Source organism: Promicromonospora sp. NPDC110617 (assembly GCF_055598465.1).
Window position 1 is genome coordinate 1,264,599 of sequence record NZ_JBVKBM010000002.1, and the last position, 25,015, is coordinate 1,289,613.

General features: G+C 74.3%; 19 protein-coding genes. 7 read left to right on the top strand and 12 right to left on the bottom strand.

The features are described 5' to 3' along the window. Positions 1–164: 164 nt before the first annotated feature. The 3 genes from pntB to ACZ7LE_RS16435 form a co-directional block, all read right to left on the bottom strand. Entirely contained in the window at positions 165–1,601 is a 1,437-nt protein-coding gene (gene pntB / locus ACZ7LE_RS16425) for a Re/Si-specific NAD(P)(+) transhydrogenase subunit beta (RefSeq protein ID WP_470404312.1), read from the bottom strand. Beyond that, positions 1,598–3,220, bottom strand: coding sequence for a Re/Si-specific NAD(P)(+) transhydrogenase subunit alpha (locus tag ACZ7LE_RS16430; RefSeq protein WP_470404313.1), 1,623 nt, complete (start codon positions 3,218–3,220; stop codon positions 1,598–1,600). Before ACZ7LE_RS16430 ends, pntB begins: the two co-directional genes overlap by 4 nt. A 100-nt stretch (positions 3,221–3,320) precedes the next feature. Continuing rightward, entirely contained in the window at positions 3,321–4,616 is a 1,296-nt protein-coding gene (locus ACZ7LE_RS16435; RefSeq protein ID WP_470404314.1) for a cytochrome P450 family protein, read from the bottom strand. 350 nt (positions 4,617–4,966) lie between these two features. On the opposite strand from ACZ7LE_RS16435, the gene ACZ7LE_RS16440 reads away from it, so the two are divergent. After that, positions 4,967–5,728 (top strand): IclR family transcriptional regulator, encoded by a 762-nt coding sequence (locus ACZ7LE_RS16440; protein ID WP_397398819.1) that lies wholly within the window; start codon positions 4,967–4,969, stop codon positions 5,726–5,728. A 32-nt stretch (positions 5,729–5,760) separates the two neighbouring features. Here the strand turns inward: ACZ7LE_RS16440 and sigJ are convergent, their stop codons facing one another. From sigJ to ACZ7LE_RS16460, 4 genes are all read right to left on the bottom strand, one after another. Then, positions 5,761–6,720 (bottom strand): RNA polymerase sigma factor SigJ, encoded by a 960-nt coding sequence (gene sigJ / locus ACZ7LE_RS16445; protein ID WP_470404315.1) that lies wholly within the window; start codon positions 6,718–6,720, stop codon positions 5,761–5,763. Then, positions 6,720–7,358, bottom strand: a complete 639-nt coding sequence (locus ACZ7LE_RS16450; protein ID WP_470404316.1) for a carboxymuconolactone decarboxylase family protein — start codon at positions 7,356–7,358, stop codon at positions 6,720–6,722. Before ACZ7LE_RS16450 ends, sigJ begins: the two co-directional genes overlap by 1 nt. 368 nt (positions 7,359–7,726) lie before the next feature. Then, positions 7,727–8,716, bottom strand: coding sequence for a diacylglycerol kinase family protein (locus ACZ7LE_RS16455; RefSeq protein ID WP_470404317.1), 990 nt, complete (start codon positions 8,714–8,716; stop codon positions 7,727–7,729). 88 nt (positions 8,717–8,804) lie between these two features. Continuing rightward, positions 8,805–10,412, bottom strand: a complete 1,608-nt coding sequence (locus tag ACZ7LE_RS16460) for an FAD-binding oxidoreductase (RefSeq protein WP_470404318.1) — start codon at positions 10,410–10,412, stop codon at positions 8,805–8,807. A 90-nt stretch (positions 10,413–10,502) separates the two neighbouring features. Between ACZ7LE_RS16460 and ACZ7LE_RS16465 the strand changes: the two genes are divergently transcribed. Together ACZ7LE_RS16465 and ACZ7LE_RS16470 are read left to right on the top strand one after the other, a co-directional pair. Further along, entirely contained in the window at positions 10,503–11,168 is a 666-nt protein-coding gene (locus ACZ7LE_RS16465; protein WP_470404319.1) for a TetR/AcrR family transcriptional regulator, read from the top strand. Positions 11,169–11,227: 59 nt separating this feature from the next. After that, positions 11,228–12,865: a glycerol-3-phosphate dehydrogenase/oxidase gene (locus ACZ7LE_RS16470; RefSeq protein WP_470404320.1), complete on the top strand. Its 1,638-nt coding sequence runs from the start codon at positions 11,228–11,230 to the stop codon at positions 12,863–12,865. A gap of 20 nt (positions 12,866–12,885) precedes the next feature. On the opposite strand, the gene ACZ7LE_RS16475 is transcribed toward ACZ7LE_RS16470, so the two are convergent. Together ACZ7LE_RS16475 and ACZ7LE_RS16480 are read right to left on the bottom strand one after the other, a co-directional pair. Then, positions 12,886–13,638, bottom strand: coding sequence for a phosphatase PAP2 family protein (locus ACZ7LE_RS16475; RefSeq protein ID WP_470404321.1), 753 nt, complete (start codon positions 13,636–13,638; stop codon positions 12,886–12,888). Between the two features lie 292 nt (positions 13,639–13,930). Next, positions 13,931–15,004: a LacI family DNA-binding transcriptional regulator gene (locus ACZ7LE_RS16480; RefSeq protein ID WP_470404322.1), complete on the bottom strand. Its 1,074-nt coding sequence runs from the start codon at positions 15,002–15,004 to the stop codon at positions 13,931–13,933. Between the two features lie 97 nt (positions 15,005–15,101). Here ACZ7LE_RS16480 and ACZ7LE_RS16485 point away from each other — a divergent pair, with 97 nt between their 5' ends. The 4 genes from ACZ7LE_RS16485 (at position 15,102) to ACZ7LE_RS16500 (ending at position 20,371) form a co-directional block, all read left to right on the top strand. Beyond that, positions 15,102–16,052, top strand: a complete 951-nt coding sequence (locus ACZ7LE_RS16485; RefSeq protein WP_470404323.1) for a carbohydrate ABC transporter permease — start codon at positions 15,102–15,104, stop codon at positions 16,050–16,052. A gap of 3 nt (positions 16,053–16,055) precedes the next feature. After that, entirely contained in the window at positions 16,056–16,985 is a 930-nt protein-coding gene (locus ACZ7LE_RS16490; protein ID WP_470404324.1) for a carbohydrate ABC transporter permease, read from the top strand. A gap of 85 nt (positions 16,986–17,070) precedes the next feature. Then, positions 17,071–18,411, top strand: a complete 1,341-nt coding sequence (locus ACZ7LE_RS16495) for an ABC transporter substrate-binding protein (RefSeq protein ID WP_470404325.1) — start codon at positions 17,071–17,073, stop codon at positions 18,409–18,411. Positions 18,412–18,532: 121 nt separating this feature from the next. Then, the gene (locus tag ACZ7LE_RS16500; RefSeq protein WP_470404326.1) at positions 18,533–20,371 is read left to right on the top strand and encodes a glycoside hydrolase family 35 protein; all 1,839 of its coding nucleotides are present in this window, start codon (positions 18,533–18,535) and stop codon (positions 20,369–20,371) included. Positions 20,372–20,641: 270 nt separating this feature from the next. Here the strand turns inward: ACZ7LE_RS16500 and hutI are convergent, their stop codons facing one another. The 3 genes from hutI to ACZ7LE_RS16515 all read right to left on the bottom strand — a co-directional run bounded on the left by hutI (position 20,642) and on the right by ACZ7LE_RS16515 (position 25,008). Continuing rightward, complete coding sequence (gene hutI, locus ACZ7LE_RS16505) at positions 20,642–21,877, bottom strand: imidazolonepropionase (protein WP_470404327.1); 1,236 nt, start codon at positions 21,875–21,877, stop codon at positions 20,642–20,644. Then, complete coding sequence (locus ACZ7LE_RS16510) at positions 21,874–23,355, bottom strand: formimidoylglutamate deiminase (RefSeq protein WP_470404328.1); 1,482 nt, start codon at positions 23,353–23,355, stop codon at positions 21,874–21,876. Before ACZ7LE_RS16510 ends, hutI begins: the two co-directional genes overlap by 4 nt. A gap of 111 nt (positions 23,356–23,466) precedes the next feature. After that, a complete protein-coding gene (locus tag ACZ7LE_RS16515; protein WP_470404562.1) occupies positions 23,467–25,008 on the bottom strand; it encodes a M20/M25/M40 family metallo-hydrolase in 1,542 nt (513 codons plus the stop codon). Positions 25,009–25,015: the final 7 nt, after the last annotated feature.

Below are 25,015 nucleotides of genomic sequence, written 5' to 3' on the forward strand. Positions count from 1 at the left end.
TGTCAACACTCGGCCTCCGCACTGAGGGACTGCGCCGGACTTTCCTGGCGCGCCCCTTTATACCAACTCGTTACCGCGCGGTGTGAGCGCGTCACCCTCAATTCACCCACACATGACCACCAGAATGCAAAAGGCGCAGGCCAGGCCCGGGGCGACCGACGCCGTCAGAGGGCCTGGACGATCAGCTCCACCTGGTCCTTCGCGTCCCCGAACAGCATGGCGGTGTTCTCGCGGAAGAACAACGGGTTCTGCACCCCGGCGTAGCCCGTGGCCATCGACCGCTTGAAGACCACCACCTCCCGAGCCTGCCACACCTCCAGCACCGGCATGCCCGCGATGGGCGAGCCCGGGTCGTCCTGGGCGGCAGGGTTCACCGTGTCGTTCGCGCCGATCACCAGCACGACGTCGGTCGCGGCGAAGTCGTCGTTGATCTCGTCCATGCCCAGCACCTGGTCGTAGGGCACCTTCGCCTCGGCGAGCAGCACGTTCATGTGGCCCGGCAGCCGGCCGGCCACGGGGTGGATGCCGAACCGCACCGTGGTGCCGCGCGCCGTGAGCCGGGCGACGAGGTCCGCGACCGGGTACTGGGCCTTCGCCACGGCCATGCCGTAGCCCGGCACCACGATCACCGACCGGGCGGCGGTCAGGCGGTCGGCGACCTCCAGCGCCGTCGTCTCCCGGTAGGTGCCCTGCTCGGCCGGCGCCCCCTGCGCGACGACGCCGGTCTCGGCGCCGAACCCGCCCAGGATCACGCTCACGAACGACCGGTTCATCGCGCGGCACATGAGGTAGCTGAGGATCGCACCCGACGACCCGACCAGCGCGCCCGTGATGATGAGCAGGTCGTTGCCCAGCATGAAGCCCGCCGCGGCGGCCGCCCACCCTGAGTAGGAGTTCAGCATCGAGACGACGACGGGCATGTCGCCGCCGCCGATCGCCGCGACCAGGTGCCAGCCGAGGGCCAGCGCGACCACGGTCATGAGCAGCAGCGGCACCAGCCCGGACTCCCCCGCCGCCAGGAACCACCAGAGCAGCCCCGCGCAGGCCACGAGGGCGGCGAGGTTGAGCCAGTTGCGGCCCGGCAGCAAGAGGGGCGAGGAGCGGAGCCGGGCCGACAGCTTGCCGAACGCCACGACGGAACCCGTGAACGTCACGGCACCGATCAGCACGCCCAGGAACACCTCGACCAGGTGCACGGTCGCGCCCGCCCCGGCGGCGTCCGTCCCGCCGGACGCCCCGCCCGTCCCGGGGTCGGTCAGGTAGGACGCGAAGCCCACCAGCACCGCCGCCGCGCCGACGAACGAGTGCAGCAACGCGATGAGCTCGGGCATCTGGGTCATCTCGACGGTCCGCGCCCGCCACGTGCCGACCGCCGCGCCCACCAGGAGCACGAGCAGGATCAGCCCGGCCGTCACGCCCACCGGCCGCTCGGACCGGTCCAGGGCCAGCGCGACGGTCGCCACCAGCGCGAGCCCCATCCCGGTCATGCCGAGCAGCACGCCGCGCCGCGCCGTCTCCTGCTTCGAGAGGCCGGCCAGGGAGAGCACGAACAGGACCGCCGCCACCAGGTACACCGCCTGGACCACCGACTCGACGCTCATCGGCCCTCCCCCTCGCCCGGGCTGTGGTGGAACATGCCGAGCATGCGGTGGGTCACCAGGAACCCACCGAAGATGTTGATGCTCGCGACCGCCGAGGCCAGCACGGCCAGCGTGGTCACCACCGGGTCCGCCGAGCCGATCTGGAGCATCCCGCCGACCAGGATGATCCCGGAGATCGCGTTGGTCTGGGACATGAGCGGGGTGTGCAGGGCGTGGCTGACGTGCGAGATCACGTAGAAGCCGACCACGACGGCGAGCGCCAGCACGGTGAAGTGGGCCGCCTGGTCCGGCGGCGAGGCCGCCACGGCCAGCGCCGCGAGCACGGCGCCGAGGGCGACGAGCACGGTACGGGCGAACGGCGCCCGCGCAGGGCCGTCGGCCGCCCCGCCCTTCGCCGGTCGAGCGTGTCGCGACCCTGGTGAGGTCTCGACGGCCTCGACCGACGGGGTCTGGCCCGGCGGGGTCCCGACGGGCTCGACCAGCAGCTGCGGTGCCGAAACGGCCACCGGGGGCGGCGGCCACAGCACCTCGCCGCCGGCGGCCACGGTCATCCCGCGCACGACGACGTCGTCCGGGTCGAGCGCGAGGCGGCCGTCGCGTTCCGGGGTGCCGAGCTGGACCAGGTTGGCGACGGCGGTGCCGAGCAGCTCCGAGGTGTGCCGGGGCATGCGGTCGGGCAGGTCGGTGTACCCCAGGACCACCACGCCGTTGTCGCTGACCACCCGCCGGCCCGGCACGGTCAGCTCGCAGTTGCCGCCGCCGGGCGCGGCGAGGTCGACGATCACGCTGCCGGGCCGCATCCGCGCGACCATCTCGGCCGTGATCGTGGTGGGCGCCGTCCCGCGCACGAGCGCCGTGGTGACGACGATGTCGGCCGCGGCGGTCTCGACGGCGTACGCGCGCAGGGCCGCCGCTTCCTGGTCGGCGGTCAGGGCCTGGGCGTACCCGTCGGCACTGACCTGCTGGGCGGCGTCGTCGGCCCGGACCACCGTGGCGCCCATGGACTCGATCTGCTCCGCGACCTCGGGGCGCACGTCGAAGGCGCGTACCTGCGCGCCGAGGCTGCCCGCCGCGCCGATGGCCGCGAGCCCGGCCACGCCGGCGCCGATGACGAAGACGTTCGCGGGCGGGGTGGTGCCCGCCGCGGTGACCTGGCCGGAGAACATGCCGCCGAACTCGGCGGCGGCCTCGACCACGGCCCGGTACCCGGCGACGTTCGACAGCGCGCTCAGCACGTCGAGCGACTGCGCGCGGGAGATGCGCGGCACGGCGTCGAGCGCCAGGGCGGTGACGCCGCGGTCCGCGAGCTCCCGCACGAGGTCCGGCCGGGCGGCGGGCGCGATCTGGGCGATCAGCACCGCCCCGGTCCGCAGCGCCGCCGGGCCGGGCGCGGTGAGGTCCTCCGGCGCCCGGGTGACCGCCACGACGTCGGCGGCCCACGCCTCGCCGTCGGGCACGACGGCGGCTCCCGCGGCCGCGTAGGAGGCGTCGGGAAATCCTGCCCCCGCGCCTGCCCCCGCTGCCACGGCCACCTCGTACCCGAGGCCGACCAGCCGGCCGGTGGTCGCGGGGGTGGCGGGCACGAGCGGCCCGCCGTCGTCCGGTATGCCGATGCGCATGTGACCCTCCTTGCTCACTGGCGCAACCTACCTCCGGGACCCCTCGCCCGGGCACTACCACCTGCCCAGGGGTCGCGTGCTATGCCTGCTCGGCCGGTGGTCATGCCGGCTCGGGCGGCCCCGCCTTCCCGACGGGCACGGGGAACGTGACCGGGATGCTCACCGGCTGGCGGATCCACAGCGCCCGGTCCCACGCGACGTCGGCGGCGGGGATCCGCAGCACGGCCTCCAGCCGGCGCAGCGCCGTCTCGACGGCGATCCGCGCGATCACGCGCGCCGTGCGGGGCGCCGGGCAGGCGTGCGGGCCGGTGCCGAAGGAGACGTGGGCCCGGCTGCCGACGTGGTCCCACGGGTCGCCGGTGTCCATCCGCGGGTCGGTGTTCGCCGCGTGGATCGCCAGGACGAGCGGGTCGCCCGCCGCGACGAGCTTGTCGTCCAGCACCACGTCCTGCCGGGCGAACCGGGGCGGGCTGTGCAGGGTCGGCGTCGAGCGCCACAGCACCTCGTCCATGGCGCTGTCCAGGTCGATGCGGCCGCCGTGCAGCCGCCCCGAGAACCGCGCGTCCGCCAGGGTCAGCAGCAAGGTCTGCGCGATCCAGGCGGTCAGCGTCAGGTTGCCCGAGTAGGCGACGGTGAGCAGGGTGTGGGTGACCTCGACGTCGTCCCGCATGTTCGGGTGCGCCACCAGCGAGCTCGCCAGGTCGCGCCGCGGGTGCTCCCGGCGCACCGCGACGAGGTCGCCGAGCATCCGGTCCAGCTCGTGCACGGCCTCGGCGGCGTCGGTGCCGCCCCCGGCCATGCGGCGGGTCAGGTCGAACAGGCGCTGCCCGTCCTCCGGGTCGAAGCCGATCATGTCGGCGACCACGAGGAGGGGGATCACCGACGCGTACTCCAGCATCAGGTCGGCGCGGCCACGGTCCTCGAAGCGGTCGATGAGCAGGTTGCAGAACGATCGCACCTTCGCCGCCGTGAGCGGCTCGGAGAGCTGTTCGAACGCGTCGTCGAGGGGCACACGGAGGCGCTGCCGCAGCGCGCCGTCGGCGTGGTTGGCGGAGAAGCGCTGGTGGGACGTGAGCACGGGGCGCAGGCCCGACGTCCGCGGCAGCCCGCCGCGCGCGTGCCCGTTCCAGAGCTGCGGGTCGGTGGCGAACACATGCTCGTTGCGCATGATGTCGTAGACGAGCCGCTGCCCCATGACGAGCCACGCGGGCACGCCGGGCTCCAGCTCGACCGGGGCCACCTCGCCCCACTGCGCCCCGAGCTCGTCGTAGAGCTCGCGCGGGTCGGCCAGCCCCGATGCCTCGACCAGCGGCGTCAGGTGCGTGACGGCGTCGAGGCGCAACGGCCGCGTGCCTCGCCAGGATTGGCCCTGGGCGTTGCGCAGGTCATCGAGCACGTTCGCGGGCCTCTCGGGGGACGGCTCCGGCTCGCGTGGGCGGTCCGGTGGCCTCGGGGGGACTTGTCGGATATCACCCAGTTCGTGTATTTTCATTGATTCACCGTATCTGTGCAGTCGTCCTCGATCGCCCAGGGTGAACCCACCCGTGTTGCCATTTTGTACCGTGACCTAGGCCACACGCGTAGTTAACATGTCTGCGAGGGCAGACAAACTGTCGCACCCTCGATACACCCTGTCGAGACCTGTCAGACCACGTTCACCCTCGACAGTGCACCGTCGAACATGCAGAGTCGAACATGCACCGTCACACAGGTACCGTCGGCAACTCCGACGAGCAAGGGGGACACGTGACACTCAACTCCGAGCGGGAACGCCCCGACGACCTGGTACAGAGTGTCGCCCGTGCCTTCCGCGTCCTCGAGGTCGTGACCCGCTTTCCCGGCCTGCCCGTCAAGGCGATCGCCCGCCGCAGCGGCCTCAACCTCTCCACCACGTACCACCTCGTGCGCACGCTCGCCTACGAGGGCTACGTGACCCGGCTGAAGGACGGCACCTACGACGTCGGCGAGCAGGTGAGCCACCGGTTCTACGAGCAGCTCGGCTCGCTCGGCCGCGGCCCCGACACCCGCGAGGTGCTGCGCCACCTCGCGCAGAGCAGCGGCTACAGCGCGTACCTGGGCCGCATCAGCGCGGGCCGGGTGGTCGTGGTCGACTACGCCGAGGCGCCCGGCTCCCCGTACATCGAGGACCTGGAGCGCGGGCTCGACGTCTCGGCGCACGCCACCGCGCTCGGCAAGGCCCTGCTGCTGGGCATGTCCCGCCGCGAGCGCCACGAGCTGGTGGTCGACGCCGGGATGCGCAAGTTCACGCCGCGGACCGCGGCGGACATGACGTCGCTCGACGCCCAGCTCGCCCGCCTGCGCCCCGACGCCGTTGTCGAGGAGCACGGGGAGTTCCGCAACGACATCGCCTGCGCCGCGCACCTCGTCCCCCGCCGCGTGGGTGACGACACGTCGTGGGCCGTCGGGCTGAGCATCCCGGGCGAGGTGGTGCCGCCGCACGCCCGCCGGGAGCTGAGCCTGGTGGCGGGGGACCTCGCGGGGGCCTGAGTCCCGCGAGGTCTCCGGTTCCGCGAGGTCGGTCAGCCGGGCTGCCGGCGCAGGCCGGCCAGCCGCTCCGGGTTGCGGAACACCATGACGCGCGCCAGCAGGCCGTCGTGGTCGCCGGTGCCGAACTCGGCGACGGTCGCCATGGCGGGCGCGCCGTCGAGCAGGGCGAGCATGCCCGAGGCCCCGTTGATCTCGACGGGGACCCACTCCATGCGCCCCACCGTGGTGTCGCCGGCGAAGGCGACCAGGGCGCGCGAGACCTTGTCGGCGCCGCGGATGATCCGGCGCGCGGCGCGGACGACGCCGCCACCGTCGGTCACGAGCTCCACCTCGGGGGCGAGCGCGGCCAGCACACCCGCGACGTCGCCCGTGAAGCACGCCGTCAGGAACTGCTGCGTGGCCTCGGCGTGCTGCGGTCCCGCGGGCGTGTACCGCGGCCGCCGCGCCCGCACGTGCTCGCGCGCCCGGTGGGCGGTCTGCCGCACGGTGGCGGCCTCGCGGTCGAGCGCGCCGGCGATCTCCTGGTAGGGCAGGTCGAACACCTCGCGCAGCACGAACACCGCGCGCTCCAGCGGCGACAGCGTCTCCAGCACCACGAGCAGCGCCAGCGACACCTCCTCAGCCCGCTCGACCGGGAGGGCGGCGTCGGGCGTGGTGAGGATCGGGTCGGGCAGCCACGGCCCCACGTAGGTCTCGCGTGCCCGGCGCAGCGTGCGCAGCCGGTTCAGCGCGAGGCGCGTGGTGATCCGCACCAGGTAGGCCCGCGGGTCCAGGACGTCGGAGCGGTCCTGCGCCGACCAACGCAGCCAGGTCTCCTGCACCACGTCCTCCGCATCGGCGGCCGCGCCGAGCATCTCGTAGGCGACGGTGAACAGGAGGCGGCGGTGCTCGGTGAAGGCGTGGGTCGCGGCGTCCGGGGTGGCGGCGTCCGGGGTGGCGGGCGCGGGGCCGCGTGCGGCGTGCGCGGGGCCGGGTGCGGCGTCGTCCGGCACTAGGCCTCGCCCACCTGGGCGAGCGGACCGCCGAGCGGCACCTCGCACCGGTCGCTGAAGCCCTGCGCGCTCAGCCCCATCGCGGCGTTGATCCGGCTGCGCAGGTTCTCCACGGCCACGATCGCGACGAGCTCGGTGAAGGCCTCCTGGCCGAGGGCGTCGGTCAGGCGCGCGGCCAGCGCGTCGTCGACGGTGGGCGGGGTGGCCGTCTCGGCCTCCGCGAGCGCCAGCACGTCCCGCTCCAAGCCAGTGAAGCGCTCGCTCGTCCGCCAGACGGGGACGTCGTGCAGGTTCGCCGGGTCCATGTGGCCATGCTGCGCCTCCCAGTACCCGAAGTCCACGCACCACGTGCAGCCGATCTGGACCGACGCGGCCATGACGGCCAGCGACTTCAGGCCCGGGTCCAGCGCCTTCCAGCCGCCCACGCCGAGCTCGGTCAGGGCATACGTGCGGGTCACCTTCCCGTGGTGCCCGACGGCGACGAGCGGGTCGAGCACCACGCCGTACCGCCGGCGGGAGAAGGCGGCCATGGCCCGGTTGGTCAGCGTTCGCGGCAGGTCGGTGCTGACCCGGGTGCTGCCGCTGCGCTCGGGGGTGCGCTCGGGGGTGCTGCCGTTGCGCTCGGTGGCGGGGGACATGATCGGCTCCGTTCGACGACTCGGCTGGAACCATCCAGACACCGCCGCCTCGACGGACGTGACATCCCCGTGCGTGACCTGGCTCACACCCGGGCCCGGGCCGACCGCGCACCCGCCGTCCGGCCTCCCCTTTCAAACATTCCCTCTCCGACCTCCCCTCCATGGCCTCCCCTCTCCGACCTCCCCTCTCCGACCTCCTCTCTCCGACCTCCTCTTTGAGGCCCGGCTTTCTTCGCTTTGAACCGGCTCAAAGCGAAGAAAGCCGGGCCTCAAAGGGGATGGGGGCAGCCGCCCCCGGCGTCACGCGGGCACGCAGGTCACGCGGGCACGCAGGTCACGCGGGCACGCAGGTCACGCGGGGACGCAGGTCACGCGGGGACGCAGAGGGTCAGCGACCGGCGGTGGGCCTCGATCGTCACCGGGACCGGGCCCATGGGCTCGCCATCCGCGTACGTGACGAGGCCCGCCGGGGCCGCCAGGCGGACGGCGGACGCCCGCAGCGACGTCACCTCCGGCCGGTCGACGTGCGTGCCGGCCTTGATGAGCGCGTCGAACGCGAGGAGCCGGAACCGGCCCATCGCCTGCACGAGCGTGACGTCGAGCAGCCCGTCCGCCGGGTCCGCGCCGGGGCAGATCGGCACGCCGCCGCCGTAGGTCCTGGTCAGACCGATCGCGAGCATGTATCCGTCCTGCTCCAGCACGCGCACGTCCGACGCCGGCGTCCCCGGCTCCACCGCACCCGCATCACGCGCACCCGCACTCGCGCCGGACCCCGGCGCACCCGGCTCCCCCGACAGCTCCAGCCGGTACCCGAACCGCCGCAGCCGCAGCCACTCCAGGTAGACGGCGGCCAGGTACCGCGCCGGCCCGCGCGGCCACGTCATGCGGTTGGTGCGCTCGTTGGTGCGCGAGTCCAGGCCCGCGCACAGCACGGTGACGAAGTGTCGCACGGTGCCGTCGGCGGCCGTGACGGTGCCCGTGTCGACCTGGCGGCGCCCGCCGTCGAGCACGAGGTCGGCGGCGGCCGCGGCGTCGTCCAGCGGGATGCCGTGCTCGCGCGCGAGGTCGTTGCCCGTGCCCCCGGGGATCACGGCCAGCGGGACGCCCGCGGCCAGCACGGGCCCCAGCACGGAGGAGACCGTGCCGTCGCCGCCGACCACGACGACGACGTCGGGCCGCTCGTCGACGGCCTGCCGCCCGAGCGCGACGGTCTCGCGCTCGTCCGCGCCCTGGTAGACCCGGACGTGCGCGCCCCGGGCCCGCAGGCGCTCGACGGCGACGTACCCGCTGTCCGCCCCGACGCCGTGCCCCGAGGCGGGGTTGACGAGCACCGCGATGTGCCCGACCTGATCGGTCATGCGCGCAACCTACCGGACGTGTCAGATCGACAGGTCATCCGGGTGACCTGTCGATCTGACACGTGGAAGGGCGGAGCGGTGCGAGGGCTCATCGCAGCAGGGCGCCCGGGTTCATGATCCCGGCCGGGTCCAGCTCGGCCCGCACCGCCCGGAGCATGCGCAGGCCCGTCGCGCCGATCTCCTGCTCCAGCCAGGGCGCGTGGTCGGCGCCGACGCCGTGGTGGTGGCTGATGGTGCCGCCCGCGGCCATGATCGCGTCGTTCACGCCGGACTTGACCCGGTCCCACGGCTCCAGCGGCTCGACACCGAGCCCGGCGATCACCGTGAAGTACAGCGAGGCGCCCGTCGGGTACACGTGCGAGATGTGGCACAGGATGCGGTGCTTCGCGTGCTCCCGGTCGAACCCCTCGGCCAGCGCCGCGGTGACGGCCGCCTTGAGCGCGGCCAGGTCGGACCAGGTGGTGGCGGTCTCCAGCGTCTCGCAGAAGACGCCGGCGGCGAGCAGCGCGTCGCGCAGGTACGGCGCCTTGAACCGGCCGTGGTCCCAGGACGCGGCCAGCTTCTCGGCGGCGGGCCGCCCGCCCGCCTCGCGCAGCACGCGCGTGGTGGCCTCCCGGCGCGCGGCGGCCAGGTCCGCTGGCCCCTCGTGCAGGACGACGGCGGAGCAGCCCCGGGTCAGCGCCCTGCCGATGTTGCCGACCTGGGCGAGGGACACGGCCGTCTCCTCCTCGTCGGACAGCCGGAGCACCGTGGGGCCCGTGCCGAGCTGCGCCACGCGGCGCAGGCCGTCGGCGCCCGCGGCGAAGTCGCGGAAGGTCCAGGCGTCGAACAGCCGCGCCTCGGGCGTGGGGTGCACGCGCAGGCGCACCTGCGTGATCACGCCGAAACTGCCCTCCGAGCCCAGGAACCAGCGCACCAGGTCGGGCCCGGCCGCCGAACCGGGCGCCCGGCCCAGGTCGAGCGTGCCCGTGGGCGTGACCACCCGCAGGCCGGTCACCATGGCGTCGAACCGCCCGTACCCGGCGGAGTTCTGGCCGGAGGACCGCATGGCCGCGAACCCGCCGAGGGTCGCGAACTCGAAGCTCTGCGGGAAGTGCCCCAGCTCGAAGCCTCGCCCGGCCAGCGCGGCCTCGGCGGCGGGCGCCGTCGTCCCCGCGTGGAAGGTCGCCTCGTGGGAGACGTCGTCCAGGGCGACCAGACCGCTGAGGCGGCGCAGGTCGAGGCTGACCACGCCCCGGTGCGCCCCGGCGTCCGGCGCGAGGCCGCCGGTCACGGCGGTGCCGCCGCCGAAGGGCACGACGGCGAGGCCGCGCTCGACCGCGACGGCCAGCACGGCGGCGACGTCGTCCTCCGAGCCCGGGCGCACGACGGCGCCCGGTGCCGCCTGCTCGGCCTGCCGGCGCCGCAGCAGGTCCGGCGTGGACTTGCCGCCGGCGTGCAGCAGCCGCACGTCGTGGCCGGTGTCCACCTGCTCGGCGCCGACGACGGCGGCGAGCGCCGCGACGTCGTCGGCGGGCAGGGGCGGGGTGCTGATCGTGACGTCGGCGAGGTCCGGGCCGGGCGGCGGTGCGGGCGTGCGGCCGAGCACGGCCGTGAGCAGGAGCTTCACGCCGCCCGGGAGCCCGTGCGCGCGGGCCGGGTCGCCCCAGCCGTCCCACCGCATGTCGATGCGCTCGTCGTCGGGCTGTGTGCTCACGCGTCCTCCGGGTCGTGTCGACGGCCATGTCGTGGTCGACGGCGGCCGGTGTTGGCCACCGACCGGCGCCGCGTTACAGTGTTACACAAGATGACAATTCGTAATGCACTCCCGGAGGGGATCTCGCCGGCACCGGACGCGTTCGGCGACCCCGCGTCCCGCGACCCCGCTGACAGGGACCCCGGCCCCGACGCCGCCCCTGACCGCACCGAGGCGCGTCTGCTGGAGGCCGCCGCCGGGCTCGTGGCCTCGCGCGGCACCCGCGGCCTGTCCGTCACGGAGCTCGCCCGCGCGGCCGGCGTCTCGCGGCCCACGGTCTACCGCCGCTGGGAGTCCGCCGACGACGTGCTGCGCGCCCTGCTCGCGCACCGCGCCCAGCTCGTGATCACCGCCGTCGGCCCGCGGGCCGCCGACCGCGCGACGATCGTCGACAAGGTGGTGCGGTTCGGCGAGCTGCTGCGGGCCGACCCCGTGTACGGGCACCTCCTGACCGAGGAGCCCGCGGTCTTCACGCGGTACGCCTTCGAGCGGATCGGCCGGTCGCAGCGCGTGATCCTCGAGTGGCTGGCCGCCGCGGTCGCCGCCGCGCAGCGGGGCGGCACGGTCCGGGCGGGCTCCGCCCCGGACATGGCGGTCATGATCCTGCTCATCTCCCAGTCGGCGGTGCTCTCGCACCGCACCGTCACCGCCGTGATCGACGACGCCGCCCTGCGGGCCGAGCTCGCGCACTCCCTGGACGGGTACCTCCGCCCCTGACCCGGACGCGCGCACCGGCGTCCGCCACCCCGAACCCGACCCGACCCGGAAGCAGACCGATGCAGCGCACCGCCCTCACCGCCCGGCGCCGCGAGCGCGAGCTCGACGAGCTCGCCGCCGAGCCGGTCGACCTGCTCGTGGTCGGCGGTGGCGTGACCGGCGCCGGCGTCGCCCTGGACGCCGCGGCGCGCGGCCTGTCCGTCGCCCTCGTCGAGGCGCACGACCTGGCGTGGGGCACGTCCCGGTGGAGCTCCAAGCTGGCGCACGGCGGCCTGCGGTACCTGGCCACGGGCGACGTCGGCGTGGCCCGCGAGAGCGCGCGCGAGCGGCACGTGCTGATGACCCGCACCGCACCGCACCTGGTCCGGGCGCTGCCGCAGGTGCTGCCGCTCACCCAGGGCGTGGGGCCACGGCAGGGCATCACGGCGGGCATCGGGTTCGGGCTGGGCGACCTGCTGCGGCGCGACGCCGGGACGTCGTCCGACGTGCTGCCCGCGCCGCGCCTGGCCCGGCCGGGCGAGGCCACCCGGCTCGTGCCGGCGGTCGCCCGCGAGCACCTGCATGGGGCGTGGGTGGCGCACGACGGCCAGCTCGTCGACGACGCGCGGCTCGTCGTCGCCCTGGCGCGCACCGCGGCCGGGCGCGGGGCGCGGATCCTGACCCGCGTCCGGGCCACGGAGCTGCACGCGGACGGCGCGACGCTGCAGGACACGCTGACCGGCGCCGGGCTGCGGGCGCACGCCCGCGTCGTCGTGAACGCGACGGGCGTGTGGGCGGGGACGGTGGACCCGTCGGTGCGCCTGCGGCCGAGCCGCGGCACGCACGTCGTGGTGCCCGCCGCGCGGCTGGGCGACCCCGCGGGCGCGCTCATGGTGCCGGTGCCCGGGTCCGCCTCCCGGTTCGTGTTCGCGCTGCCGACCCAGCTCGGGCGCGTGATCATCGGCCTCACCGACGAGGAGGCGCCCGGCCCCGTCCCCGACGTCCCCGAGCCCACGCGGGCCGAGATCGACTTTCTCCTGGCCACCGTCTCCCGCGTCCTGGACCGCCCCCTGCTGCCCGACGACGTCGTGGGCGCCTTCGCCGGGCTGCGGCCCCTGGTGGACTCGGCCGGGCCGGGCGACGGCGCGGGGCTCGGCTCGTCCGACGTCTCCCGCCGGCACCTCGTGGCGCTCTCCGCCGCGACGGGCGCGGTGAACGTGCTGGGCGGCAAGCTGACGACCTACCGGACGATGGCCGAGGACGCCGTCGACCTGGCGGTGAAGCACGCCGGGCTCACCGCGGGGCCGTGCTGGACGGCGGACCTGCCCCTGGTCGGGGCGCCGCCGGTCAGGACCCACCCGCGAGTCGGAACCCACCCGCGGGTCCCGACGCACCCGCGGGTCGAGCCCCACCCGCGGGTCGAGCCTGTCGAGACCCAACGGCCCTCCCTCGTCGCCCGGTACGGCGCCGAGGCCCCCGACGTGCTGGCCGCCGCCACGCTGCCGGACGCGACGGACGCCGTCGGGCAGGGCAGCGCGGGCACCGGGCACCTGGACGTGACGCGCGCCGAGATCGAGTGGGCGGTCACCCACGAGGGCGCGCTCGACGCCGACGACGTGCTGGACCGCCGGACCCGGATCGGGCTGGTGCCGGCGGACCGCGCGGCGGTGCGCGACGTCGTCGGGGAGATCGTCGCGGACGCCCTGGCGCGGCTCTGAGCGGCGCCGCGGCCCCGACCCTAGGCCGGGCTCGGCGGCGCGGCCGGCGGTGCGGGTTCTCGTTCGCGGCGCGGGGCGCGCAGCACGGAGAGCGCCACCATGCAGGCGATGAACCCGAGCAGCCAGCCGCCCGGGATGTCGCTCAGCCAGTGGTAGTCCAGCCAGGACATGAGGGCGCCCGCGATCATCACGATCACGGCGACGACGGGGATCATCTTGCGCAGCCGCGACACGCTCGGGTACAGGCCACGCTGGGTGAACAGCAGGCACAGGATGAAGAAGCCGGTGAAGAACGTGTTCGCCGCGTGCCCGGACGGGAATGCCTGGCCGCCCGCGTGCAGCACGTCCATGTTGTGGTGCGGGCCGGTGCGGCCCAGGCCGAACTTGGTGCCGTAGCCGATCAGCGCGATCGTCGCGAGGCCCGCCAGGACGGCGAGCACCGGGCGACGCGTGCAGATCTCCCAGAGCGAGCCCGGGCCGCCCTGCTTGCGGGCCACGTACAGCGCGGTGCCGCCCACCATCGGGATGGTGAACATGCGCTCGCCCGTGATGCTCGCGACGATGTCGAGGAACATCTTCTCCCAGCCCACGGGGTGGTGGGAGTCCACGTAGTAGTGGAACTGCCAGTCCCAGGCGATGAACGGCCCGCGGACGACCACCTGCCAGATGCAGAGGCCGAAGACCAGCGCGGCGAGGACGGCGGCGACGACGGAGCTGCGCCAGGTCGGACGGGTCGACGGGTCGAGCAGAGCCCCTGTCGGTTGTGACTCCACTCGGGTAACACCCCTGCCGTCTGATTGCGCCATCGAGCCGATCCTACGGGTCTCGGGGTGAATGTTCGGTGCCGGAGACGTGTCCGGCAAGGGCTCCGGGTAACGATCCCGGCACGGTCACACCGACCCAGGGGTGACCGTATACCGTCCGCCTGGGACAGCGTCCCAGGCCAGGCGCACGTGGTTCGACGCCGCCCGCCCGCCGGGGCCCGTCGTGACCGCACCTCCCTGCGCGCCCCGGACGACGACGGACGTGCCCAGCGTCACCCTCACGTTCACCCGCCGGCCCGGCTCATCCGCGCGGCGGCGCCGTGCTCTCGCGGACCTTGAGCTCCACCGGGATCACCTCGTGCAGGTCGGCGGCCTCGTCACCGCCCTCGCCGTCCCCCTCGGCACCACCCGCACCATCGCCGCCCGCACCACCCGCGCCGGCCCGGACCTCGCGCAGCAGCCGGGCCACCAGGCGCCGGCCGATCTCGCCGAAGTCCTGCACCACCGTCGTCAGCGGCGGCCAGAGGTACTCGGCGAGCAGGATCCCGTCGAACCCCACCACGGACACGTCGCCCGGCACGGTGCGGCCGGCCTCGTGCAGCGCGCGGAGCACACCGGCGGCCATCTCGTCGTTGGCGCAGAACACCGCGGTGACCTCGGGGTCCGCGGCGAGGCGCCGGCCGGCGGCGTAGCCCGAACCCGCCGTCCAGTCCCCCGGGACCACCTCGGGGACAGGGCGCCCGGACGCGACGAGCGTGTCGCGCCAGGACTCCTCGCGGAGCTGTGCGGGCGCGGACCCGGCCGGGCCCCGCACGTGGTGCACCGTGCGGTGCCCCAGGTCCAGGAGGTGCTGGGTGGCCTGCCGGGCGCCGTCGACCTGGTCCGCGCCGACGGCGGGGTGGTGGCCCACGAACCGCGAGTCGGACACCACCACGGGCAGCCGGGACGGCAGCGCGAGCCGGTCGGGCGTGACGGTCTCGGCCCGGACGATCACCAGCCCGTCGATGGCCTGGTGGGAGAGCCGGGTCGCCGCGGCGGAGACCACGTCGGACGACGGGTTCTCGACGTCGATCAGCGTGACCGTGTAGCCCTCGGTGCGCGCCGCCTCGACCACCGCCTCGATGGTGCGCGACTCGCCGGTCCGGGCGAGCCCGTGCGCGATCATGCCGATGGTCCGGAAGCTCCCGTACCGCAGCGCCCGGGCCGCGGTGTTGGGGGCGTAGCCGAGCTGCGCCATCGCGGCGAGCACCTTGTCGCGCGTCGCGGGACGCACGTTGTCGAGCCCCATCGACACCCGGGACACGGTCTGGGTCGACACTCCCGCCAGCACCGCGACATCGCCCAGGGACGGACCTCTGCCCTCCACGGCATCCACCTCCTCGTGATGTGCCTCGCACCGGTGTGCGCTTGACACCTCCGGCAACTCACGAGCACCCTAGTCCGCGTCACCATGTTTACGTCAACACGACGACATGCTGACCCCACTCGTGAAGGAGCGACTTCCCTTGACCACGCTCGCATCGCCGCCGGCCGTGCCCAAGACCCTGGGGCGGACACGACGCCGCTCCCGCTGGACCGGATGGGGGTTCGTCGGACCCTTCATGGCCGTGTTCGCCCTGGTCTTCCTCGCGCCGATCGTCTACTCGCTCTGGCTGAGCCTGTTCCAGACGCAGCTCGTGGGCGGCACGTCGTTCGTAGGATTCGACAACTACGCCCGGGTGCTCAGCGACCCCCAGTTCTGGGACGGCGCGGGCCGCGTCACCCTGTTCCTGGTGGTCCAGGTGCCGGTGATGCTCGGCATCTCGCTGCTGGTCGCCCTCGCGATCGACAGCGGCCGCCTGTACGGGCGGGACTTCTTCCGCCTGACGATCTTCCTGCCGTACGCGGTGCCCGGCGTCGTCGCCGCCCTGATGTGGGGCTTCATGTACGGCGAGCGGTTCGGCCTGGTCGGCAACATCAACGACCTGTTCGGCACGAGCATCCCCGACCCGCTGGCCTCCGCGCTGGTGCTCCCGGCGATCGGCAACATCGTCACCTGGGAGTTCGTCGGCTACAACATGCTGATCTTCTACTCGGCGCTGCGCGTGGTCCCCACCTCCCTGTACGAGGCCGCGGAGATCGACGGCGCCGGCCCGTGGCGGGTGATCTCGGCGATCAAGCTGCCCGCGATCCGGGGCGCCCTCGTGGTCGCGACCATCTTCTCGATCATCGGCTCGTTCCAGCTCTTCAACGAGCCGAGCATCCTGCAGCCGCTGTCGCCCAACTACATCTCGACGCACTACACCCCGAACCTGTACGCCTACTCGCTGTCCTTCTCCGGCCAGCAGTACAACTACTCGGCCACGGTGGCGATCATCATGGGCGTGCTCACGATGCTCGTGGCCTACGTGGTGCAGCTGCGCGGCATGCGCAAGGAGGCCTGAGCCATGACGAACGTCCTGCTGTCCGCGCCCACCGTGCGCCCCCGCAAGTCCCCTCCGCGCCTGCGCAACAACCGCCGCACCTCGCACGCCCGGCCCACGCGCAGCATCCTGCTGACGGTGCTGACCGCGCTGATCGGCCTGTACGCGCTGATCCCGCTGGTGTGGCTGCTGATCAACGCGACCAAGACCCAGCCCGACCTGTTCAGCTCGTTCGGCCTGTGGTTCAGCGGCGACTTCGCCCTGTGGGACAACATCACCGGCGTCCTGACCTACGACGGCGGCGTCTTCGGGCGCTGGTTCCTCAACACGCTGCTCTACGTGGTGGTCGGCGCGGGCGGTGCCACGCTGCTGGCCCTGCTCGGCGGCTACGGCCTCGCCAAGTTCAACTTCCCCGGCAAGCGCGCCGTGTTCGCCGTCGTCATCGGCGCGGTGGCCGTGCCCGGCACCGCCCTGGCGGTGCCCACGTTCCTCATGTTCGCCAACCTCGGCCTGACCAACACGCCCTGGTCCGTGATCATCCCGTCGCTCATCTCGCCGTTCGGGCTCTACCTCATGTGGACCTTCGCGGCGGACGCCATCCCCGACGAGATCATGGAGGCCGCCCGGATCGACGGCGCCAGCGAGGCGCGCACCTTCTTCCAGGTGTGCCTGCCGATGATGGCGCCCGGCATCGTCACGGTGCTGCTGTTCACCGTGGTGGCGACGTGGAACAACTACTTCCTGCCGCTGATCATGCTGCGCGACCCGGACTGGTACCCGCTGACGCTGGGCCTGAACGCGTGGAACGCGCAGGCGACGACGGCGGGCGGCGAGGCGATCTTCAACCTCGTCATCGCCGGCTCGCTGCTGACGATCCTGCCGCTGATCGTGGCCTTCCTGCTCCTGCAGCGCTACTGGCAGTCGGGTCTGGCCGCCGGCAGCGTCAAGGAGTGACCCGCGCCGGGCGGCTCGCGCCGCCCGGCTCCCCAGAGCCTTCCCCCAGACAGATCCGACTGACGATGAAGTGAGAGGAACCACCATGACCATCCGCCACCACCGCGCGCTGGGCGTGCTCGCCGCGGCGAGCGCCCTGGCGCTCACCCTGACCGCGTGCGGTTCGGGGTCCGACGGCGGCGACGCCGCGGAGACCGTCTCCCCCGAGGACGTCTCCGCGGCCCTCGAGGAGGGCGGCGACCTGCTGGTCTGGGCGTGGGAGCCCACGCTGGACCAGGTCGTCAAGGACTTCGAGACCGAGTACCCGAACGTGAACGTCGAGCTGGCGAACGTCGGTACCGGCAACGACCACTACGTGGCCCTGCAGAACGCGATCAGCGCGGGCTCGGGTGTGCCCGACGTCGCGCAGATGGAGTACTACGCCCTGCCGCAGTTCTCCATCGGCGAGTCGCTGGCCGACCTCGCTCCGTACGGCGCGAGCGACCTCGACGGCACCTACTCCCCCGGCCCGTGGGGCGCGGTGACCAGCGGTGACGCCGTGTACGGCCTGCCGATGGACTCCGGCCCGATGGCCCTGTTCTACAACGCGAAGACGTTCGAGAAGGCCGGCGTCGAGGTGCCCGCCACCTGGGACGAGTTCGTCGAGGCGGCGAAGAAGATCCACGAGTCCGACCCGAACACGTACATCACCGCGGACAACGGCGACGCCGGCTTCGCGACGTCGATGATCTGGCAGGCCGGCGGCCACCCCTTCGCGGTGGACGGCACCGACGTGACCGTGGACCTCGGCGACGAGGGCTCGACGAAGTTCGCCGAGATGTGGCAGCAGCTCCTCGACGACGACCTCGTCGCCGACGTGCCGGCCTGGTCCGACGAGTGGTTCCAGGGCCTGGGCAGCGGCGAGATCGCGGCCCTGGTGACGGGCGCGTGGATGCCCGCGAACCTGGAGTCCGGCGCCGCCCCGGCGTCCGGCGACTGGCGCGTCGCGCCCATGCCGCAGTGGACGGCCGGCGAGACCGCGACGGCCGAGAACGGCGGCTCCGCGCTGTCGATCACGCAGGCGAGCGAGAAGAAGGCGCTGGCCTACGGCTTCCTCCAGTACGCGAACGCCGGCGACGGCGTGGCCACCCGCCTGGAGGGCGGCAACTTCCCGGCGACGCTCGCCGACCTCACCGACGAGAAGTTCCTCGCCGAGGAGTCCGAGTACTTCGGCGGGCAGAAGATCAACGAGGTGCTCTCGGCGTCGGCCACCGGCGTCGTCCCCGGCTGGCAGTACCTGCCCTACCAGGTCTACGCCAACAGCATCTTCCCCGACACCGTGGGCCAGGCCTACACGGGCTCGACGCCGCTGACCGACGGCCTCGGCGCCTGGCAGGAGTCGATCGTCAAGTACGGCAACGAGCAGGGCTTCACCGTCTCCGAGTGAGCCGCGGCTGAGCTGACCAGGACGACGGCGGGGGGCCTTCCCCCGCCGTCGTCCCGTGTCCCCACCTACCCCCCACGCCTCGTGCCTCTGCCGCACGACCGCACCCCCTGAGGAACCACACATGGCCACGTTCGAGATCGGAACCGAGGACTTTCTGCTCGACGGCGAGCGGATGCAGGTCGTCAGCGGCGCGCTGCACTACTTCCGCGTGCACCCCGACCAGTGGGCCGACCGGATCCGCAAGGCCCGGCTCATGGGCCTGAACACCATCGAGACGTACGTGCCGTGGAACTTCCACGCGCCCGACCCGGGGTCGTTCGACCTGACCGGGCGCCGTGACCTCGGCCGGTTCCTCGACCTGGTGGCCGCCGAGGGGCTGTACGCCATCGTGCGGCCGGGGCCCTACATCTGCGCGGAGTGGGACGGCGGCGGGCTGCCCGGCTGGCTGTTCGCCGACCGGGGGGTGGGCGTGCGGCGGCACGAGCCGCGGTTCCTCGCCGCGATCGGCACCTACTTCGCGAACCTGCTGCCGCTGGTGGCGGAGCGTCAGGTGACGCGCGGCGGGCCGGTGCTCATGGTGCAGGTGGAGAACGAGTACGGGGCCTACGGGAACGACCCGCTGCCGGAGCGCCAGAAGTACCTGCGCGCGCTCGTGGACCTCACGCGCGAGCAGGGCATCGACGTGCCGCTGTTCACGTGCGACCAGGCGGACGACGAGATGCTCGCCCGCGGCGGCCTGCCGGAGCTGCACAAGACGGCGACGTTCGGCTCGCGCAGCACGGAGCGGCTGGAGATCCTGCGCCGGCACCAGCCCACGGGCCCGCTGATGTGCATGGAGTTCTGGAACGGCTGGTTCGACTCGTGGGGCCTGGAGCACCACGTCGCTCCGGCCGAGGCGAACGCCGCCGACCTGGACGACCTCCTCGCGGCCGGCGGGTCCGTGAACCTGTACATGTTCCACGGCGGCACCAACTTCGGGCTGACCAGCGGCGCGAACGACAAGGGCATCTACCGGCCCATCACGACGTCCTACGACTACGACGCGCCGCTCGCCGAGGACGGCACGCCCACGGCCAAGTACCACGCGATGCGCGAGGTGATCGCGCAGCACCTACCGGTGCCGGAGGCCGGGACCCTGGCCGCGGACGCCGGGGCCGCGGGCGCGCCGGGTGCGCCGGGTGCGGCGCCGGTGCTGGACGTCGACCTGACCGCCCACGTGCCGCTGGCCCACGCGCTGCCGAGCCTCCTGCGCGAGGACCTGCGCGCGTTCCCGTCGACGCCCACCACCGACGACCTGCGGCTGTGGTCGGGCTTCGCCGTCTACCGCACGCGCATCTCGCCCGACGACCTCGTGCTGACCGTCGCCGAGGTGCGCGACCGCGCCGTCGTGCTGGTCGACGACGAGCAGGTGGGCGTGCTCGACCGCGCGTCCCACACCTTCGCCGTCGCGCTGCCCGCCCGCGCGGGCGACCTCACGCTGCTGGTGGAGGACCAGGGCCGGGTCAACTACGGGCCCCGGATCGGCGAGCCCAAGGGCCTGATCGGGCCGGTGCGCACGGCCACCCGCACCCTGGACGAGTGGGAGGCGGGTGCGCTGCGCGTCGAGGACGCGCCGGAGCTGCTGCGTGCGGCGCTCGACGTCCCGGGGCGGGCGCTGCCCCCGGTGCCGGACGGCGGGGTGCCGCGGCCGGTCGGGGCCGGGCTGTACCGGGCGACGTTCGACTCGGAGGGCGGCGCCGACCACTTCCTGCGGCTCGACGGCTGGTCCAAGGGCCTGGCCTGGGTCAACGGCGAGCTGCTGGGCCGGTACTGGAGCCTCGGCCCCACGCACACGCTGTACGTGCCGGGCCCGCTGGTGCGCGACACCGGCAACGAGCTCGTGCTCCTGGAGCTCCACGGCGCGGCCGCCGCGCGGGCGCACTTCGTCGCGGCCCCGGCCCTGGGCGTCACGGAACAGTAGACCCGCTCGCGTCGCGGCCGGGCCGGCGCAACCGAACGTAGGGTTGGTCGCTCGAAGAGCCCTCTTAGGCCGACCAACTCTGCGCTCGGCTGTGGCCTCGTTCGAGGCTGACGCCGACCCCCCACTGGCACGGACATCTCCTTTGAGGCCCGGGTTTCTTCGCTTTCGGACCAGCCGAAGCGAAGAAACCCGGGCCTCAAAGGGGAGTACCACGCGGCTGATTCGGGCAAAGCGGGCAGGTCGGCCGGGCTGGCTGGGCCTCCGGGTTCGTCAGACGGCGCGGGTGCCGTTCTGCCAGACCTCGCGGACCAGCGGGACGCCCGGGCGGTACGCGAGGTAGGTGTGGCTCGGGGCGTCCAGCACGGTGAGGTCGGCGCGGGCGCCGACCCCCAGGTGTCCGACGTCGTCCCGGCGGAGCGCGAGGGCCCCGCCCGCCGTCGCCGACCAGACCGCCTCCGCGGGGCTCATCCGCATCTCGCGCACCGCGAGCGCCACCACGAACGGCATGGACGACGAGTAGCCGGAGCCGGGGTTGCAGTCCGTGGCCAGCGCGACCGGCACACCCGCGGCCAGCAGGCGGCGGGCGTCGGGATACGGCGACCGCGTCGAGAACTCGACGGCGGGCAGCAGGGTCGCGACGGTGCCGGAACTGGACGGGCTCCACGAGTCCGCGAGCGCGGCGACGTCGGCGTCGGTCAGGTGGGTGCAGTGGTCCACGCTCGCCGCTCCGACCTCGACCGCGAGCCGCACGCCCGGGCCGGCCGAGAGCTGGTTGCCGTGCACGCGGGCTCCGAGTCCCGCGCGCAGCCCGGCGCGCAGGACGGCGCGGGCCTCGTCCTCGTCGAACGCCGTGGGCGCGGCGGGCTCGCAGAACACGTCGACCCAGCGGGCGTGCGGGGCGCAGGCGGCGAGCATCGGGCCGGTGACGAGGTCGACGTAGCCGGCGCGGCCGGCGGCGAACTCGGCGGGGACGGTGTGGGCCCCGAGGTACGTCGTCTCGGGCGTGAGCTCGCGGGCGATCCGCAGGGTGCGGGCCTCGGTGGCGACGTCCTGGCCGTAGCCGCTCTTGATCTCGACGGTCGTGGTGCCCTGCGCGAGCATCTCGCGCACCAGCGCCCGGCCCCGTGCCCGCAGCTCGTCCTCGCTCGCGGCACGTGTCGCGGCGACCGTGGTCGCGATGCCGCCGCCGGTGTAGGGCTCGCCGGTCATGCGCGCGGCGAACTCGGCGGAGCGGTCGCCCGCGAACACGGTGTGCGAGTGGGAGTCGACGAACCCCGGGAGCACGCAGCGTCCTTCGAGGTCGACGACGTCGTCCGCCGCCGGGGCCGATGCCGCCGGTCCCGTCCAGGCGATGCGCCCGTCCTCGACGACCACGGCGGCGTCGGGCACGAGGCCGATCCCGGCGGCCGCGACGCCGACCCCCGACGGCGCGGCACCCGGTCCCGACCCGCCGTGGTCCGGGTCGTTGGTGACCAGCTCGCCGATGTTCGTCAGCAGCACGCTCATGCGTCGCACCCCCTGGTGTTGTCGTGCGTGGGCTCGTGCGTGCCGACCCGCCCGGTGTCCCGCTCGGCCGCGGCCCAGATCTCGTCGATCGCGTCGGCGAGCAGACGCGCCACGTCGCCGGCCCGGTGCACGCCGTCGCGCACCACGAGCTCGCCGCCCGCCACGACGTCCGACACGTCGGCCGCGCCCGCGACCAGCGCGACCTGCGCGGGGTCCGTCCCGACCGTGCGGGGCGTGTCGAGGCGCACCGCGACGAGGTCGGCGGGGGCGCCCACGGCGATGCGGCCGGCGTCGGGCCGGCCGAGCGCGGCGTGCCCCGCCGACGTCGCCAGCTCGATCAAGGTCGCCGGGTCGAACGCCCCGCGCCGGCCGCTCGCGAGGCGCTCGTGCTCCTCGACGCCGCGCGCCTCCGCCAGCACGTCGGCGCCGACGTGCTGATCGGTGCCGACACTGAGCGGGCTGCCGGCGCGCAGCAGCCGGAGCCCGGGGGCGATGCCGTCAGCGAGGTCGCGCTCCGTCGTCGGGCAGAGGCAGACGCCCGTGCCCGAGGTGCCCAGCAGCGCGACGTCGTCGTCGGTCAGGTGCACCGCGTGCACCGCCGTGGTGCCGGGGCCGAGCGCCCCGGCGTCGTGCAGCAGCCGCGTCGGCGTGACGCCGAAGGCCGCGAGCGCCGCCTCGTTCTCCCCCGGCTGCTCGGACAGGTGGACGTGCAGCGGCGCGCCGGCGTCCCGCGCCCAGCGGGCGACCGTGGCGAGCTCGTCCGGCGCGACGGCGCGCACCGAGTGGGCGGCGGCGCCGACCAGCACCCGGTCGTCGTCGGCCCAGGCGGCGCGCAGCGCGTCGATGCGCCGCGCCCACTGCTCGACCGTGCCGTCGCCGAACCGGGCCTGCTCCGGCGCGAGCGGTTCGTGCCCCTGGGGGCCGAGGCCGCCGTGCAGGTAGCAGGTGTCGAGCAGCGTGAGGTGCACGCCGGCGTCGCGCGCGGCGGACCGCAGGGCCTCGGCCATGGCGTTCGGACCGCCCTCGGGGGCGGGGTACGGCGTCCCGTCGGGGCGGTGGTGCACGTAGTGGAACTCGCCGACGGCGGTGGTCCCGCCGAGCGCGAGCTCCGCGAAGACGGCACGGGCCAGGCGTTCGTACCGGGCGGGCGTCAGTGCTGCGGCCACGGCATACATGCCCTGGCGCCACGTCCAGAACGACCCGCCGTCGGCGTGGGTGCGCCCGCGCAGGGCGCGGTGGAACGCGTGCGAGTGCGCGTCGGCGAGGCCGGGGAGCACGATGCCGTGGAGCCGCACGTCGCCGTCCGAGGGTGGGGCGCCGGGCTCGACGCGCACGATCCTCCCGCCGTCGGTCGCGACCCGGACGGACTCGGCGACGTGGCCGGGGGTGCCGTGGCCGGGGGTGCCGTGGCAGGGGGCGCCGTCGGGCGCCTCGCTCGGCCGGGGCAGCCAGGCCCGTTCGCACCAGAAGCTCGTCACGACTCTCCTTCCACGTTCCACGCTCTCTCGGTGTTCGGTGATCCCCTTCGAGGCCCGGGTTTCTCCGCTTTCAGGGCCGGCACAGCGAAGAAACCCGGGCCTCGAAGGGGATCACGGCAGACCTGCCGGGTCCGGGTCCGGGACCGGGTCCAGGTCCGGGCCCGTCAGGAGGTCCGCGAGGACGGCGGTGAGGGCCCGGACCCCGGCGGCGCAGTCCGCCGGCTCGGCGTGCTCGGCCGGCGAGTGCGAGACGCCGGTCGGGTTGCGCACGAACAGCATCGCGGTGGGCACACCGGCGGCGGCGAGGATGCCGGCGTCGTGCCCGGCGCCCGTCCCGATCACCGGTGCGGGAAGGGCGGAGCCCGGCCGCCCGACGACGTCGGCGAGCCGCGGCGCGAGCGCCGGCTCGAACACCGTGGCCGGCGTCCAGGACTCCTCGACGGGCCGCCACTGGGCCAGCCCACCGGCCCGGTCGCCCGCCAGCCCACCCGCGAGGTCCGGCGTCGAACGTAGGCCTGGTCGCTCTCTGAGCCCTGATGCGGCGACTACTCCTACGTTCGACGGATCGCCGGTCGACGGATCGCCGGGCCAATCACCGCTCCACGGCTCGCCGATCACCGAACGGACGGCCTGTTCCGTTTCCGCGCGGGCGTCGATCCAGGCGCGCACGCGGGACGGGATCGCGTTGACGCCGTTCGGCTCGACCTCGACCTTGGCCAGCGTCGCGAGGGCGCCGGCGTGCTCGGCGGCGGCACGGACGTCGGTGATGAGCCGCGCGAGGTCCAGCATCGGGTCGTGCCGGTGCGCCAGCGGTGTGGTGCCGGCGTGGTTGGCCTCGCCCCGGAGGTCGACGCGCCACCGGCCGTGCGGCCAGATCGCGGCGCCGACGGCGACGGGTGCGGCCTCGTCCGCGGGCAGGTCGGCGAGGTACCGGCCCTGCTCCACGTGCAGCTCGACGAAGACGCCGATACGCGCGAGGGCCTCGTCATCGCGGCCGTAGTGGTCGAGCCGCACGCCGTCGGTCGCGCCGGTCCGGCGGGTCCCCCCGGGCCCGCCGGTCCCGCCGACCCGGCCGGTCCCGCCGGTCGAGCCGAGCCCACCAGACCCGCCGGTCGAGCCGGCCGAGCCGGCCGAGCCAAGCCCACCGGCCCCGCCGGTCGAGCCGACCGAGCCCGAACCACCAACCCGCCCGAGCACGTCCGCGAGGCTGTCCCCCGCCCGGTCGCGCAGCGCGAGCAGCCGGTCGGCCGGAACCGTCCCGGTCACGGCCCGCGACCCGAGGCACGCCAGCCCGAACCGCGCCCCCTCCTCGTCGGAGAAGTTCACGATCCCGAGCGGCCGCACGGGCACCACGCCGGACGCCCGCAGCGCGTCCAGCGCTGCGAACGCGCTCGCCACCCCGAGCGGCCCGTCGAACGCGCCGCCGCCGGGCACCGAGTCGAGGTGGCTGCCGGTCACGACGCCGGGACCGTCGGCGTCCGGGTCGCCCCACCACGCCCACTGGTTCCCGGCCCGGTCCACCGTCACGTCCAGACCGCGCGCCGCGGCCTCGGCGGCGAACCACTCGCGGAGGGCGAGGTCGTGCACGGTCCAGGCGAACCGCTCGTACCCGCCGGACGGCGCCCGCCCGACGTCGGCGATCGAGTCGAGCAGGCTGCCG

Coding starts and splice junctions, on each gene's coding strand:
- pntB (WP_470404312.1), bottom strand. CDS start 1,601: ATGAGCGTCGAGTCGGTGGTCCAGGCGGTGTACCTGGTGGCGGCGGTC.
- ACZ7LE_RS16430 (WP_470404313.1), bottom strand. CDS start 3,220: ATGCGCATCGGCATACCGGACGACGGCGGGCCGCTCGTGCCCGCCACC.
- ACZ7LE_RS16450 (WP_470404316.1), bottom strand. CDS start 7,358: ATGTCCCCCGCCACCGAGCGCAACGGCAGCACCCCCGAGCGCACCCCC.
- ACZ7LE_RS16455 (WP_470404317.1), bottom strand. CDS start 8,716: ATGACCGATCAGGTCGGGCACATCGCGGTGCTCGTCAACCCCGCCTCG.
- ACZ7LE_RS16465 (WP_470404319.1), top strand. CDS start 10,503: ATGACAATTCGTAATGCACTCCCGGAGGGGATCTCGCCGGCACCGGAC.
- ACZ7LE_RS16470 (WP_470404320.1), top strand. CDS start 11,228: ATGCAGCGCACCGCCCTCACCGCCCGGCGCCGCGAGCGCGAGCTCGAC.
- ACZ7LE_RS16485 (WP_470404323.1), top strand. CDS start 15,102: ATGCTGACCCCACTCGTGAAGGAGCGACTTCCCTTGACCACGCTCGCA.
- ACZ7LE_RS16490 (WP_470404324.1), top strand. CDS start 16,056: ATGACGAACGTCCTGCTGTCCGCGCCCACCGTGCGCCCCCGCAAGTCC.
- ACZ7LE_RS16495 (WP_470404325.1), top strand. CDS start 17,071: ATGACCATCCGCCACCACCGCGCGCTGGGCGTGCTCGCCGCGGCGAGC.
- ACZ7LE_RS16500 (WP_470404326.1), top strand. CDS start 18,533: ATGGCCACGTTCGAGATCGGAACCGAGGACTTTCTGCTCGACGGCGAG.
- hutI (WP_470404327.1), bottom strand. CDS start 21,877: ATGAGCGTGCTGCTGACGAACATCGGCGAGCTGGTCACCAACGACCCG.